Source organism: Akkermansia sp. N21116 (assembly GCF_029854705.2).
Lineage (GTDB): Bacteria > Verrucomicrobiota > Verrucomicrobiia > Verrucomicrobiales > Akkermansiaceae > Akkermansia.
This window is the reverse complement of the sequence record NZ_CP139035.1, coordinates 562,245-578,766: the sequence shown is the minus strand read 5'-3', so window position 1 is coordinate 578,766 and position 16,522 is coordinate 562,245. Positions and strand designations below refer to the sequence as shown.

At 51.1% G+C, this 16,522-nt stretch carries 4 protein-coding genes; 1 reads left to right on the top strand and 3 read right to left on the bottom strand.

What is annotated here, in order from left to right; all coding sequences use genetic code 11:
* Position 1 precedes the first annotated feature (1 nt).
* Positions 2-1,981 carry a glycosyltransferase family 10 gene (locus QET93_RS02190; protein ID WP_280133113.1) on the top strand — a complete coding sequence of 660 codons (1,980 nt, stop codon included), beginning with the start codon at positions 2-4 and terminating at the stop codon, positions 1,979-1,981.
* Between the two features lie 100 nt (positions 1,982-2,081).
* Here QET93_RS02190 and QET93_RS02185 read toward each other — a convergent pair whose 3' ends face one another.
* The 3 genes from QET93_RS02185 to QET93_RS02175 all read right to left on the bottom strand — a co-directional run bounded on the left by QET93_RS02185 (position 2,082) and on the right by QET93_RS02175 (position 16,440).
* On the bottom strand, positions 2,082-4,775 hold the full coding sequence (locus QET93_RS02185; RefSeq protein WP_280133112.1) for a glycoside hydrolase domain-containing protein: 2,694 nt from the start codon (positions 4,773-4,775) through the stop codon (positions 2,082-2,084).
* A gap of 59 nt (positions 4,776-4,834) precedes the next feature.
* Complete coding sequence (locus tag QET93_RS02180) at positions 4,835-13,891, bottom strand: S6 family peptidase (protein ID WP_280133111.1); 9,057 nt, start codon at positions 13,889-13,891, stop codon at positions 4,835-4,837.
* A 212-nt stretch (positions 13,892-14,103) separates the two neighbouring features.
* Positions 14,104-16,440 carry a PDZ domain-containing protein gene (locus QET93_RS02175; protein WP_280133110.1) on the bottom strand — a complete coding sequence of 779 codons (2,337 nt, stop codon included), beginning with the start codon at positions 16,438-16,440 and terminating at the stop codon, positions 14,104-14,106.
* Between the last annotated feature and the right edge of the window lie 82 nt (positions 16,441-16,522).

The following is a 16,522-nucleotide window of genomic DNA, read 5'->3' as shown; positions in this document are numbered from 1 at the left end:
AATGAATCCTGCATCTTTATTGGAAGGAAAACCGAAAATCGCCTTTGCCGATTTCTGGCCCAATTTCGATCCTCGCCGTAACATACTTTCCTTCATCCTCCAAACCCGGTTGAATGCCGTGCTTGAAGATGATCCCTCACATGCGGATGTCCTGATCTATTCCGTCTTTGGCGACAGTCACCGCTCTTTCCGGGGGACCAAGGTCTTCTATACGGGAGAATCACTCATGCCCCTGTGGAACGAATGCGACTATGCATTGACGTTCATGCGCGATGGAAGTGGAGCACCGGAGCGGCATTTTCGTCTACCCCATTGGATGTTCTGCAACTATATCCTGAATTCGGGCAGGATTGAACAATTTCCAAATGATTCGAAATCTCTTGTCCTCCGGCATCGAAAGTTTTGCAACTTTGTCTATTCCAACGGAAAAGCCAGTGAACGCATCCTCTTTCTGAAAACGCTGTCACGATACAGACATGTCGATTGTGCAGGCAAATGCATGAATAATATGGGAATATCCGCATCAGACAAACTCGAATTCTGTTCCGGATACAAATTTACAATCGCTTTCGAGAATTACCCTTCTCGCGGGTATGTCACCGAAAAACTTACCGATGCTTTGGCGGCCGGGAGCCTTCCGATCTACTGGGGAGCTCCAGACGTCATCCAGGATTTCAATCCCAGGAGATTTGTCCACGCACGGGATTTTCGCAACTTCGACGAATTGTCCGATTACATCCGTTACTTGGATCAGAATGAAGAAGCCTATCTATCCTATTTTCGGGAACCGATTTTTACGAAAGGACAAATGAACATAGGGAATTACAAGGCTGAAATAGAAGCTTTTTTCCGGCATTTGATCTCCACTGGTTCAATCCGAGCAACAACGCCAGGGCCACCTTTTATCTCCGAAGGTTTCATTCTCCATAACTATCCCATGATGCCCAGATATGACGACGGCAAACCATGGCTCAACGAGGTTAAAGATCCCGGACTACCATCGGATGCCTCCGGCGAAAAACCGTTCCGCATCGCGGCGTGTATCTCCTCCTACAAACGAGTAGAGGATTTTTTAAGGCAGATTTTATGCATGATGCACCAGAGTTATCCCCATTTGCATGTCTTCGCCGCCTTAAAAGGAGTACCGCCATCAGTAGCGGAAGAATTGGTATTTCCGTATGTCCAGCCTTTCATTGATGCAAAGAAATTGACGTTGCGTCTGTTTCCCAACAAGGATCAGCTTTCCAATTTCCTCGATACGGTGAAAGACATCGATATTTCCGGTTACGACTTGTTCGCCAAAATCGATGACGATGATTTCTACTGCCCGGACTACATGCGTCACATCAGCGATTTTCATGCAACTCTGCCGGAAGGGTATTCAAGCTGGTACCGGGCGGGAGGATATGCTCTTAAGAGATCGGACGGAATTCCCATTCTGTGCCGGACAAATCCATTATGTACCGGAGCTGCCCAGGTCATGTCGGCGCGTATCATCCAGGAATTGTTAATTCTGGAAAAGAATCCCGGCCTGTTGACTACAATGTTGGAAAAATGCCGGAGACAAACCGGATTTGGATCCATCGGTTTCGCCGAGGATCAGTTGTTCAAGTCTCTCATGATAGATTACGGTTGCGGCAACATCGCTCCCTTCCTGGAACGCCGGGGCATTCGGCAACACCTCATCATTCAGCATAGTAACTCATCTGTCATGAGAGGAGGAATGCTCTCCCAGGAATTCCGGCAATGCAATCGGATTCCAAATGATGAAATAAACCATGAACTCATTGTCGATCTGATCCACGACAAATGGACCTCTAGTGCAAGACTATTTCAAGGAAGGGCAAAAAGACTGGATAACTCTCAGGAGGAAGCGGATATTGTATCCTCCTCTCCTCTCGAGATTTCCCTGAAATGGGACCATTGGGGCACGGAGACTTTCACGCAAGAGACACCGGGGAGATACAGGCTACAACAATAAGATCCAACTTTGTTCTATGAACGTTACCTCCGCATCCCGCCGGTTCCCCGTCACGGAACCGGCGGTAAATATCGGTATCGTCTAGGAAATCAAGTTCCTTCTATTTTTCCAAAAGAATGAACATCCCCTTACCACCCTTCAAGGACAGGGGAGAAGACAAGTCAATGGAGGCTTCCATATTCTGAATCCCTGGCATATCGGGCAGGGATGCCTTACCGGGTACAAAACCCAGTTTCCCGGCATCCAGCGTCAGGACCGTATCCACATCCTTGTTCGTCCAGTTGGCCAGGACAACCAGAGCCTTGTCCTTCATCACATATGCCGTTGCTTTGACATCGGGAGATGAGGCAATGACCGGACAAGAGGGATTCCAGTAGCCCAGCATCCTCGCCTCCGCCATGTTCAAGGCATCGTAGATTTTCCAGATGGACGAAGGATCTCCGCTCCATCCCAGGCGCGGAGTCATACCGTGGATCATACCCCGCCAGTAATTATGGCTGTTGAGAGTTTCACTCATGATGCCGAACGGGATACCCGAGATTTCCACCATCCAGAAGTCGGGAGAACTGTTAGGAGAAAATCCTTCCCCGATCCACAGGCGATCAATAAACGGAAACAGATCGGCATAGATCAACAGAGAGTTGGCATAGCCGGCCCAGGCATTCATGTGGTTCCAACTGTGCATGTCCACGGAACGGCGTTTGCCGTCCGCATCCAGCACTCTGCGGCCACGCTTCATGGACTCGCGGTCAAGAGCGCTGTCGTCGATGTAGATACCGTCCAGGCCAATGTTACGAACCATCCAATCGAGCCCCTCCAGATAATAATTGTTCCACCGGGAATCCGGAGTTGTCAGAACGGAAAGATCCATTTCTCCCGCATATTTACCGTGGTTGAAGGCATTGTGCCAAGCCGGGACAAAATGCGTCCCGAAATTGTCTACGAGCCACTTGTCCGGTCCTTTGGGGTTTGTCACCGTCGTAGCATCCTTGCCGGGGCCGTCCATGATTATCTCTCCACCTAGGCTGCGCATAGCCCATATTTCGGGGATTTTGATGCTGATTTCGCGGGTGGTATAATAAGCTTTAACCTTCAGTCCTTCCTGATGAGCTTGCCCGATGAAGGATTTGAGATCTCCGACAGACGCATCGTAGTAGGGGTAGTTAATAAAGGGATAAATGTCCTTTTTGTGGTGGATGTTGATGATATTTGCCCCTTTGTCTCGGGCGGCCTTTACATACTCGGAGCTGACGTCGGAATTACTGTGATAATACCGTTCCTCCACCTGGTGTTTCCAGTCGAGGGGTTTCACGGGGGTTATTAACAATTCCATATTGAAATCAAGCGATTTACCAGCCTTAAGCGTACGCGGTCCCGTGAAAATCCCGGCCAGAACCTTCCCCTTGCCATCCGGAGCAATCCTGATCCCTCCCTCGCCTCCGTTACCCCAAGATTCCGGAAGTCTCAGTCGCCCATACTTGTAATACACGTTGACGAGAGGTCGTTTATAACCATCCCCCTTGAAAAGCATGCGCATTCCCGCATTCACATTACCGATCCAAAAGGAATCCTGATGTTTTTTCTCTACATTCCACTTCCAATCAATTCCCTTTTCAGGGAAAAATCCCCCCCGTCGCCCCAGCCCCATGAAATATTTGGAAGCATATTCCGTAAACGGTACTTCGAGACGGACATCCTTGACGTCCAAATCGCGATCGGACTTCAAATTCAACCGGATATCGGAAAAACCGTCGAATTCGAATGTCCCCGTACAGATCAATTCCATTCCGCTGCCAACCGATTGAGCCGTCCATACAACTTTGCCGTCCGATTCCCGGGCCACTTTGAGTTCTCCGGAAGTCCACGTCACCGGTCCCTTGTCGGTTTCAACAACCAGGCGCATACTATCGGCAAGAATATCGTTCTGCACCCGAGGGATGAGCGTGTTGGCCTCATTGTAGAAAGTCCGGGCCATGGAAGGCAGTCCATTCCGTCCCAGCCTCAGGACTCCGCCCAAATACTGGATATCAGTCCCGCTCTCAGAAGGTATGACCGCCAGCGGAGTATAAGGAGCCGTCGGTTTATCTCCGTGTCCGATAGAAGAATTCAACCAACGCAAGCGGGACATCCGGTACCCTTCGTCATCTCCATGCGCCTGAACCGGGAGCCCCTGGACATCCAACGTCACGGCGACCGTTCGGGATAGCCCTCGTCGGGGAGTAATTGTCACCGTCCCCTTGTATGGGCCAAAAGCGCTATCCGGGATATCCACACCGATCCATAACGATTGAAGGTTTCCCCGGACGACATTGACGGCACGATGAAACGGTTTTCCGTAGACATCCACGCCGCCGGCATTGAAACACGTCATCCCTCTGGGGGAAATTTCCTGTCCCTCGTCATTCTTCAGTGGAGAAAACTCGACGCTAACGTCCTTCATGTCAGCACGAGCTGCAAACAAACCAAGCTGATAGACAAAATACTCCCCGGGACTAGCCTTTAGCGTCAAGACACCACGCCGCAAAGAAGACATATCCGCCCACCTCTTCGGCAATATCCGGGAATCTCGCAATGCCATTTCCCGTTGATCCGGAAAACAGAACCATTGCGCTTCCGGTTCGCTTTGTATAAGAGCCTCCATGGCCTCCGTAGAAGCACCCACTCGCATCGGGGAATCTTCCTCGCGAATCGTCCCCTGGTGCTTCAAATCCTCGAAGGCATTGGTAATACCGGTGTCGGCCGCACCCGCTATCCAGGTACAGCACAATGTCAAAGAGATCAGAGATTGATACATTTCAAACCAAATATACGCTCCAATTCACGTAATTCTATCCTCTCCCTCTAAAAATGTACTTAGAACGTGAAGCTGGCACCGATGCCGGCAGATTGATTCGTACTCTTGTCCGCTGCTTCAATCCGGTACCGCGCAGACAATGTCCAATCCGGAGACAAGGCACAAGCAGCCGACACCTCCAAACGCAACGCCACATTCCCCGGTTCGCTTCCCGTAGCCGCCCAGGGAATAGCACCATTAGCAGATACACGCGCTTCCGGAGCATCGCGGGCAATATCCGGAAGGACGGCAGCCTCGGCATGAAGGGTCACTCCCTTACCGGCCAGAGATGTAGCATGGCTGATACCAGCCCCAAGCCGGGCACGCAACACCGACATGGAAACATCACGAAAGTCGTAAGTATACCGGCTGCCTTTCAGTGAAAAATCATCCTGTGAGGCATCAATGTACTGGAATCCGGCAAATATGTTTACATGCGTCCGTTCGGATACGGCATGGATCCAATCCGCACGCATATCAAACATCCAGGCAGAACCATCCCAGGACCCCTTGCATGCGTCTCCAGCTAAATCCGGAGATTGGAGCACTCCGTCGACCGATGATGCGGCATACCCAAATACCGTACTCAGAATCAATACATCGCGTTTCTTGGCAAAGCACAGAACATCTGCATACAAGGCACCCGACATCACGTCCTGATCGGAATCACCCAGACCACCGGACATCTTGTTCTTGCCGGAAACCGTACCGAACGATGCCCCCAGAGACCAACGTCCGTCAACATTCCAGTCGGCGCCCATATTAAGACCGTGAGCCTGATAGTCATATCCATGGAGTATCCCGTCGTCGCTCAAATTAAAGAAATGGCTGACCGTCGTCATCCAAACGGATCCTCCTCTCCGGGAATCCCCCATCCTGATCCTGGAATATCCATCGCGACCTCGAATCGAATCAGCCATGGAACCCAGTTCCAATGTTGTTGACCATAGGGTATTGGACGTTATTTCACCGATTCCGACCGGAGCTCTGGATCCATCATCGGGGTTCGGAAGAGGTGCTCCGGAAAGATAGGCAAAAATATCACGCGTCACTGTCGTTATGCGACCGTCGCGGAACAGGATGTCCAGTTTCCCTCCGTCCAGCACAGCCTGCCCTGAAGCAGACAAACCAGGAGACACCACGACGGGTCGGACATCCAGCAAGGATTCCGATACCCCGGACAAGTCCAAACGCATGGCCAACAAGCCTCCGGGCATCTGCACAAACGAGGCTCCATCGCCCAGTGAAAGCACCGGATGCACGGCATCCGCCTGCATCATAGCGTCCGTCATCCGGAAATTCAGGAAAAGAGCCTTTTGGGACACTCCGGGCAAGACTATAAAGTCACCGCCCAGCTTCACAAATCCGTCAATCGTCAAGTTACTGCCATTTTCCGCCATCAGCGAAGCCCCCAGACGTAAACCATCGCGCATCGTGTATTCCGCTCCAGTTGCCAGCTTCAAATTGGCTCCCAGGACGGCACCGTTGGCGATATCGAGCTGGTTCCTGCCAGTCAGTACCACATCGCCAGTCAAGGCTGTATTACCTGCGACGGACAATTTGGAGGAATCATTCAGCACCAGAGCACCAAAAACGCCGGAGCCCTGCCCAAGCACCATCGAAGCACCATCGCAGACACTGACATTGCCCTTCAGGACAGAATTCCCAGCAATCGTTAGATTTCCTCCCTGTTCCAGGCTGTAATTTCCGGCAACTGTCGTTTCACCCGAAACGCGCACTACTCCACCAGAAAGGATCCGAACATCGCCTTCAACGCCGGAACTGGCTTCCAGAATCAGCGTTCCTCCATGCCCCACTGACACATCTCCGTAGTAACCGGTAGATTTCTGCTGAGAATTTCCCTTCTTTAGGAAAAGGGAAGCACCATCCTTCAACACAGTCTCCGAACCAGAGGTCAAATTGCTTCCTGCCTGGAGAATCGTTTGAGAAGACGAATGGGCAACCAATCCGGCAATGGATAAATTACCTGCCGTCTCTAACGTCCCGCGGTTAATGAGAGAGCCTTCTACAGCAGCCGCTGTTCCATCGGCAACTAGGATGAGTGCATTGGAAGCCTCGTTGTCAATGTCTCCCTGCATGCGGATGGTTCCTCCACCCGGCCTGTCCAATGTAACAGTTTTCCTCCCGGACAAGGTATCGGCAATTTGCAGAGGACCGACTCCCAGTGCCGAATCGACAGTCAAAAGCAAGCCTCCCTGTTCCAACACCGTCCCTCCCGTATACTCATTCCTCACGCCTACTTCCAACACACCGAAACCGGTCTTCACCAGCTTTCCGCCGCCAACGAGAGAACCCGTCCCCGTCAGGCATACATTCTTGTTGCCGGAGACAATTACCCTTCCCGGCTCCACTCGCCCGACAACAGTCAACGTGCCGCCATTGACAATAGAAACGCGGTCACCGTTGTGAAAAGCATTATCCGGATTGGATGTCCCTCCCCAGCGATCTCCCGCACCCAAGACCCCCCATGTCATGGAACCTGAACCACCTGCATCCCAAGATAAATCTTCGGCCTTTCCGACAACAGTCAGCAGGACTTTATTCCCTTCGGATGAGGAGACGATGTATTCGGATCTCGTTCCTTTATCCTGAACGCCAAGCAGGTTCAATTCGCCAGCCAGCCCCCCGTAAGTCAACAGGGTATATGTCCCATCGCGCGTCAGGGTCACATCAATATCTACCATCGTTTGCTCGGTGACGGACAAGGTTCCCTTCACGTCGACTAAATCAAGAATTCCCCCGGCGGACGTATAGCAAAGAGTACCGCCTCCAAGAACCAGATCCCCATCAATTGTCATTTTCCCGACGGCTGAATCGGCAACATGGATTTCACCACCCTGTCCCATTTTCAGATTACCGGAAATATCCACGGCAGCCGTACCGGTCCGTCCGGCATTAAGAGAGTTACCGTTTTCCAGCACCCAATCCGTATTTCCGGTAAGATCCAGTCTACCTCCGGAATGAATGTTCAAGTCTCCCAGAGCCTTGCCCTGCATGGCAAATATGCCTCCGGACTGTACATTGACATCGGAAACGATTGACGAATTCCCAGACAGTACCAGCTTGCCTGCTTCTACCACCGTCGTCCCCGAGTAAAGCTGAGTACCGGAAAGAGTAGCCGTGCCGGTACCCGTTTTTGACAAACCGGCCAATCCCGTCAAAACCGTCCCGACATTACCGGACCGGAGTTCATACGCATCAGCCGACAGGGAACCGCCGGATACATTTCCGCCATCCACTACAAGAGAAGCCGCCTGTGCCACTCCGGAAATCGAAAGAGTGCCGTATATCGCTGTTAGAGTACCACGGAATGCCCTCGCATTCATCAAGGTTCCTGTTCCTCTTACATTCAATGCGTTAGCGACGGATTTGCCGTTCAAATCCAAAATACCACCCTGTAAAGAAATCGCGGATGAACCGAAAGAAAGCCCCCCTCCGGCAACAAGACGCCCCGCAGTCAGGACCGTTCCTCCGGAATAGGAATTGGATGTATTCATCGTCAATGTTCCGGATCCCGACATCGTCAGACTTCCGGCTCCGGCGATCATTCCCGTGCCCAGAAACGTCACATTGCCGGAAGTAGTTGCCAAAACGCTTCCCGGCGTCACCGTATTACGGATCGTCACCTGTCCCGCGCTGTCGAATACGACATTGTCTCCCGTGTAGAATCGGGAGTCGGGATGAGAATCTCCGGCTCCTGAAACAATCCATGTCCTGTCCCCCTGTTCTTCCCAGATACCGTTCCCGGCAGACCAGGCCAACGTCAGCGGAGAACCATCCACAATCAATTTCAGCGTTCCGGCATCACCTCGCAGGTAGTAATCGGTCCGTCCTTTACCGGAACGAACCACGGATGAATCCGTCAACTGCAGAAGCGATACATCCCCGGACAAGGCAAGGTAGTCCATCAAATCATATTCGCCGCGAGAATAGTTACCCAGATCCAGAGTCAGATCCGTTGTCCCCAGCACAGTGAGAGTACCGCCTACATTCACCAATTCATTAATTCCTAACAGAACATTGCCTCCATTAAACGTCAGACTACCCGAAATATCTAGTGTTCCATTAACATCGAGTACGGCTCCCTCAGTTGTGGACAGACTGCCCGCAATATCATTCCAAGTGCCTGATGCATGCCCGGCGGCAAGCGTTTGTCCAGGGCGGAGAGCCATCCCTGTCGCATTTGTTCTCAAAGAACCGCCGTCTTCAATCGTTATATTTTTCCAGACACTACCGGACACGTCCAGTACAGCTCCGGAACGGACCGTCACGGACGAGTTTTCCAACGATCCCGCAACGTTCAACAGACCGTCGGCAACAGTCGTCACTCCACTATACGTCTGACTGCCGCCCAGAGTCACTGTTCCGGAACCTTCCTTATTCAAAGTACCGGCACCGGACAAACGAGAAGAAACAGTTCCGGAGCGGACGATAAATACGGAAGCCTCCAGAATCCCTCCTGATACACTGCCCTGATCCAGCAACAGAGAATCAGCCCTAGCCGTACCCGATACAGTCAGTGCCCCTCCCTTCCCGATCATCAGACTTCCCTTGTGGAAGCCGGCATTCAACAATGAAGCCGTACCTCTGACTTCCAGATCATTATTGGTTGTCTTGCCATTCAGATCCAGAGTACCTCCCTCCAGATAAATTCCTCCAAGGCCAAATGCAGAAGCAGAACCGGCTACCAGGCGGCCTGCCGAAAGTATTGTTCCTCCCCGGTATAAATTAACCCCGTTCAAAGTCAGTGTCCCCGAACCAATCTTGGAGAGGCTTCCGGTGCCGGATATGGCATTGTTTAAAGACACTGTATCGGACCGGTTCCATCTGAGTATGCTATCGTTCTCTATGGAGCCGCTCCCCAACGACCCGGTAGTGCCACCTTCTCCGACACTCAGAATCCCTCTCCGAATCACGGTCTTTCCTCCGTACGTGTTCATGCCGGACACAACCAAAGTCCCGGTTCCATTCTGAACCAAATCGCCTTTGCCGGACACGGCATTTGCCAGAACGTATTCATTCGAACGGTTGATTTCCAGGATCGAATCATTCACTACACTACCCGATCCCAGCTTGCCGGTTGTTCCGCCATTGCCAAGTCTCAACGTTCCATTAATAATTGTCGTCGTACCCGTATACGTATTGGTACCGGTCAGCACCATCGTACCGGCACCGGCCTTCGTAAATGCCCCTACGGCAGCATTGGAATTGATGATTCTTGAAGACACCAGCAAATCGGCATCCGCAGCACCATCATCAACTTCGAATCTCGTACTGTTTTCATCGCGAAGTTTGAGTGCAACGTTGGCAATTTCCGACGATTTGGCGGACGCCTTCACTCTGATGACGGAATCCGTCCAGACATCGAAATTGCCGGAGGAAACACCATCGATAACACCACCCGTCAAATTAAATACTGTCTTTTTGAAGGTCTGATTACCGCTGTCGACCAAATACAGTGTTCCTCCGTTCAGATTGATCGTACTCACGCATTTGTTGTCGCCATTGTACCCGAGGCTATCTCCAGATTTCAAATTTACCCGCCCGGAACTATTGATTGTTAAAATTCCGCGAATCATCCCCTCACTTCCTATGTTATATTTGCCAAGCTCCAGAATACCCCCATTTACGGTTGTTCCCCCCGAATAAGTTGAATGGGCAAGAGACATGGTTCCGGTCTGATTCTTTACAAGAGATCCCGTCCCTGAGATGGAAGCATCTACACGAAAGTTGCCGGTCCTGTCAAAAACGATCATGGCATTGTTAACAATGTCCCCGGATCCCGCACTTCCGGACGCCATGCCGTTGCCTATCCTGAGGATCCCTTCTTCAATTAATGTGCCCCCCTTGTATGAATTGGCACCCGTCAACACCAGTGTTCCACTTCCCTTTTTCGTCAAGACTCCCCCTCCATCAATCGCTCCCGACTGGATCACTTCACCTGTACGGTTGAATACAAGGTTTCCCTCATTCAGTACCTCTCCCCCGCCAAGAGTTCCCGTCGAACCACCCGAGCCCACCTGAAGAGTCATCCCCGAGTAAATTTCCGTCTTACCCCTATACGAATTATCTGCCTGTAAAACAAGGATCCCGCCCGTTCCCAAACCCTGTGAATCAAAAACAAGCCCTCCCGTCCCAGACAAATTTTTCACAATCGTCAGAGTACCGGAACCACCGAAACGGAATCCTCCCGTCTCCGAAGTTAAAGTACCACTCAGCGTTACCTTCCCGGTCGTTCCCAAAGCAACTGAATTCAGCCCCAGGGAACCAAAATTGTAATCGCTTGCCGAATCAGCACCAAAATAGAGAATCCCACTAGAATCGCCATGAACATGGGCCATCGCTTCGGCGGGACTATTCCCGAGGTCAAAACCGTTGCCGTATTCCACAAGTATATTCTTCGTCTTCGATCCCAGAGCACGAATATCGGTATAGAACAATTCCATTCCAGAACTCAGCACAATGTTCCCATCGAATCCGCTCGCGGCATCGCTATTATAAATATTGGTCAAAATCAATCTCCCGGAATTGGCACCATTTCCGACATACAGTGTACCGGAACCGGACAATTTAAGATTCAACGTCAGCTCACCACCGCCTCCGCCCAGCCTCCAACCTCCATCAGTTGTCCAGGGAGCCAGGGAGTCCGTCGTACCCAACGTCCCGAGTGCCGTCGCATCCGCCGTACCCAGATTCAAATCATTCCAATCGGAAAGCAGGGGAACATTGTCAATCTTTCCGGAATTCAGGACATACGTACCGGTAGAAGTCTCGTCGATTCTATTCAGCACGGAAGCAATCTCCGTATTGTCCACTCCCAGTACGCCGCCCTTTTCCACAAGCCAATCGCCGATTCCCGTCCCCAGTGCCTGGAGAGACACTGCCTTGACAAGACCTTCTGACACCTTTTTGGAACCACTCATGGAGCTCCTTTCCCCAGCCAACACCAACGTACCGGTTCCGGTCTTGGTCAACAGGCCTGCTCCCGTCACTTGCCCCTCCTGACGAGCCACTCCCTGCCGGATATCCGCCAAATATGCGGAAAGGCTCCCTTGCAAGACAATATCCCCCTTTTGCAAGGACGATTCCCTGATTGCATAAGAACCAGAATTCGAAACATATATATGAGAATGAACGATAGAATGCGCTCCAGCCCGAAAGAGAGCCCCTCCCTTGACACTCACGTTACCCGTATTGAACACGGCATCCTGCCAGTCATTCGGATCCACATAACCCGCAGCATGAATCGTCGGAGAACCATCCACGGAAAGTGTCCCTCCATTAACAGCCCAGCTCCCCTTGTTATCCACATCGCCGGAAAGCGTCCAAACAGCTTGCTCCGAAGATGGAGCAACAACCACATTCAGCAACCCGGCAGCAGAAGAACCTCCGTCAGTAAAACTCCCGAGATACGTCGATGTTCCCCCAGAATATGTCCAGGTAGATGTCGAAGACGGTTTCAAATTGGCAAATACCGCTCCATTGTCCAAATGCGTAATGGTCGATGCTGCCATGTCCGTTCCGTACAAATCAAGGATTCCGCCACGGTGACCGAAAACAATTCCGTTGCGTATCTGCCCTGCGGACATCAGACGTACAATGACATTGCCGCCATTGAGTTTCACGCTTTCAGCAGCAGCTCCTCCCGTCCGGTTCAATACCACCAGCCCCTCCCCGCCTACATTCAAAGAAGCGCTGTTGTTGCCGGAGCCCGCGACAATAAGTGTCCCTTCTCCGATTTTGCGCCATTCGTCTCCAGGAGCTCCCGTCAACTCCGTTGTCAGTACCGCCCCCTTGTTCACGACAAATCCCGCCGAATTCAACCGCCGTGCGGCAACCCCTCCGTTGGAAAGCGTATAGTCGGAATTAAAAGTGAGGGACCCGGCTCCCATATCGACCGACCCTTGCAACACGATCTTGCCTCCCGCCCCTCCGAACACGAGGTTATGGCAGGCGTCCATCATATCGTTCGATGCCTTGTTTCCATTCGTCGACGTATCCCCGCGAAAACCGGAGGCAAGACCGACATAATTTAGCGTATTCCCTCCCTGGACGATCGTCCCGTTACCCGAGGAAGTACCGGGCACATTCCAGATAACATTTCCTCCGTTCGATATACTTGAGAACGTACGGTCATAAGAAGAGATCAAATCCACCGCCCAGAAATTACCGGAACGCATCTGGCTAAAGCCGCCATATCCTTCTCCTCCGCCCGACTGCCCGGCTCCCAGCCATTCCCACTGGTCGGTCTTCGGATTGTAAAAATAGCAGGGACTTCCGCTATCCCCGGCCCGGATGCCAATATTCATCGGAGAATCCGCCGAGGGTTCGTCATAATAATACCAGAATCGGTATGCTTCGTACGTCCGGGCATTTCCTATTACCACCGGGCTCAATGCCGGAGACAATTTAGCCTGGCCCTCAAACCGCAGTGTCCCTCCCGTCAAATAGGCATACCCTCCGGCAATGGTTTCATTAACCCCGCCCGGATAAGCTACCTGCTGGGTTCCCGACCCCACACGGACGCAAAGCCTTCCTGACATATGATCCAGATATTCCCTGTCCGTCAGGTAGGCGGCCGCTGTCGCCTCCGTCACAATCTTGGACAATCTCTGAACGCGGTAATCGTAATTATAATCCAATTGATCCCCCCAACCATTGGAAACACTGACAGTCCTGTAGGAATCGTAGAACGGCGTTCCCGACGTAGCTCCAAACCGTTTGGCAAACGTTATTTCCGCATTGTCGTAATCGTGGGAAACCGTCGCAATAAAACCGGGCCCTCCCACCAGCGCCGCTTCTCCCGCATGAGCATCGGCCACCCCATCCAAATTCATCATGTGTTCAATCGTGCCGATAACGACACCGTTCTTGTTGCGTACGACGATCTTGTCGGCATCGGCAATAAAAATTCCCTTGTTTTCCGCAAAATCGCGATACATTTGCAAATCGACGAGATGGGAAAGGATACCTGCTTCTGCAGGAATGTACAAGACAAGGGAGTACAGAGGAAGGGCCAGCTTCCAGAATCCATGATAAAAAAAGGGAACATTCATGGGAGTAGATGAGGGAGAGAGTATGAAACGGCACCGATGGGCATCAATCAAAATACCGAGAATAGGAATATAGCAAAATGTTCTTTTTTTTCAAGATAAAACCGTACTGAAAGAAGTTATTCAAATTCAATTTTTAGACAAAAAAAACGATTCCTAATTCTAAAAAAAGACAAGGAATCGTTTTATTTTTATATTTATTTTGAATCAAAAATTTACAAATTTATTTCAATCTCCATTTCGGATTGTTTCCTACTAATTGTCATATGAATTGATTTCTTATTTTTGAGCCTGTCGTAGAGAGATGCCGTATTTTTGACAGGCTGTTCATCGATAGCAATGATGACATCGTCCTGGCGGACACCGGCACGATACAGTTTCCCGGAAGGTTCCAATTTCAGGATCAGAACACCCGTTTCGCCTGAAAGTCCGTATGCGGAAACATCCCCCATTCCTTTGATGCTGCGCCCCTCCATGCCCAGGGAAGCAAAAGATTCCGTTTGGGGCATTCCTCCAGGTACAGCCGGATTGTAGGAAGGCAATACGGGTGTTTTCGCTATCTTTTTCAACCTCGGGGAAACAACGCCGAACTCCATCGGAAAATTACGGAATCCTGTTTGGAGGGCAGGAGAACCCGGCTTAACCCGGTAGTCGCCTCCCGACGGATTTACAAAAAGGGCATCTCCCATTTTTGAATGGACATCATTGCCGGACGCTTCTTGCAGACCATGCGCTTCCCGCACTCCCTTCATACCCGGCACATGGACAAAGTTGGAATCCAGTCTTTCTCCCCATGGTTTGGAGGGCATGCCGCCAGCCGGGAAATATCCGTCTACGAAGAAAATGTTGCGTTCTACCACATCGCCGGAACGCTTGTACCAAACATGAGGATGAAGAGCATTGTTGACGATAATGTTGTTGTACACTTTACGGCCAAAACCTTCCCGGAGCTTCAACCCTCTGTTGAGCAATAGGTTGTTGAAGATCTCATAATTCCCGGAACCGTCGTCGAGGTCGATATCCCAGCCATGGTCGCATCTCCAGCGGCTATTCTTGATAATGGTCGTCTTGCGGGCATCCAGAAAAGGGATATCACGAATCTCATTCCAGTTCGTTAAATCGTTCATATCAAGACCCTTGAGATTCCAAAACCGGTCGCGCCCCCAGGAATTGAACGAACCGTGGTCGGAAGTTTCCTGCACGGTATCGAAAATGTCGCACCCGTCGATAAGATGACCACCCCAGCAACCGTCTCCGATATTGATACCCGCCCTGGGGACGTTGTACAACGAACAGTGAATCACCTGAATACCTTCCGCCATAGCAATTTGCACGGGAGCAGTCTGTTTTTCCACTTGTCCGGTCCGTGTTATTAGACAGTCCTTCACCATACAGTCAGCAGGGTAATCGGCACTGCGTGGTCCGGGAGCTTTGTCCAACGTATCCCATGAAAAATTTCCAGCGTCCTTGTAGTCGCGCGGAGAACGGGAGGCATCCCTGTCCCCGACAAAAGCTACTCCATTTCCGCCAATATCGTGAATGTAGCAGGACTCAATACAAACCTTTCTATTGTAATTATTGACGAATACGGCATCCCCTCCCAGGTCGGCAAAATCCGTACCAGTAACGGAACAGCCTTCCGTTCCCTCCATCAAGATGGCCCCGTTGCGGTAAATCGTCCAATCACTCCGCAAAAGAGGTTCCTTGTTCTTCATAAAAGTACGATTCGTCTGCGTCAGAACAAGATCCCGCACATGGACGTTGCGAACCGGGTTTTCCTGTGTTCCCTTGAATTCCAGAAGACGTTCCAAAACAGTTATTTCCACCTTGGCCCGAGATAAATCCACTCCAGTCTCCGGATAAAAATACAAAATGGATTCCTTTTCATCCAGATACCACTCGCCGGGAGTATCCAGTTCTTCAAAAATATTTTCGACAAAGCGATACGTTTGGTGCGGGCCGGAAGGTCGGTTATTCTGCCAGCCTCCTTCAAGAGAAACGGAACCGTCCGCATTTTTCCCTGTAATCCTGTAATGCATCCCTCCCCACCTGCTCATATGCAGAGCGTGGAAGAAGCCCGTTTCGGGGTGCTGCCAACGGGCAATGCGTTCGGGGGAAACAGCGTCTGCAGCATAGCCGTCAAATATATCCTTTCCGCCTCTGGCATTGGGATACCTCGCCATGCGTTGACGTTTTCCATCGATGAACAGAGCGTCCATCCGGGTATTCCGGGGAACGGAAGCTTTCATGATGCCATCACGATAGGGTTCCCAGGAAATCTGAAGCGGCCTGGCACCGCTTATAATGGCCTTTCCGGGATTGAATGCCTTGATTGTCAGATTGGAGTCCTCCGGATGAAGTACAAGAGGCCGGGTCAAATAATAGGTTCCGTCCTGAAGGAAAATTGTGTTGTTTTTCTCCCCTTTCCCGGATTGAATCCGAGCGGCTTCCAATGCTGCATGGACCGATTGAAAGGGAGCATTCGCACTTCCGGTCCCGGTATCGTTTCCTGCAGGAGACACATAGATCTCAGCAGCAGGAGATGAAATCATACTTCCGACAAGAAGAAAAGACGGCAAAAAGTAAAAAAGTTCTTGAAGATTCATAGGATAAGCAGGTGTGCGTCAACCATAT

Excerpts from the sequence above, each read along its gene's own strand:
- QET93_RS02190 (WP_280133113.1), top strand. The coding sequence starts at position 2 with ATGAATCCTGCATCTTTATTGGAAGGAAAACCGAAAATCGCCTTTGCC.
- QET93_RS02185 (WP_280133112.1), bottom strand. The coding sequence starts at position 4,775 with ATGTATCAATCTCTGATCTCTTTGACATTGTGCTGTACCTGGATAGCG.
- QET93_RS02180 (WP_280133111.1), bottom strand. The coding sequence starts at position 13,891 with ATGAATGTTCCCTTTTTTTATCATGGATTCTGGAAGCTGGCCCTTCCT.
- QET93_RS02175 (WP_280133110.1), bottom strand. The coding sequence starts at position 16,440 with ATGATTTCATCTCCTGCTGCTGAGATCTATGTGTCTCCTGCAGGAAAC.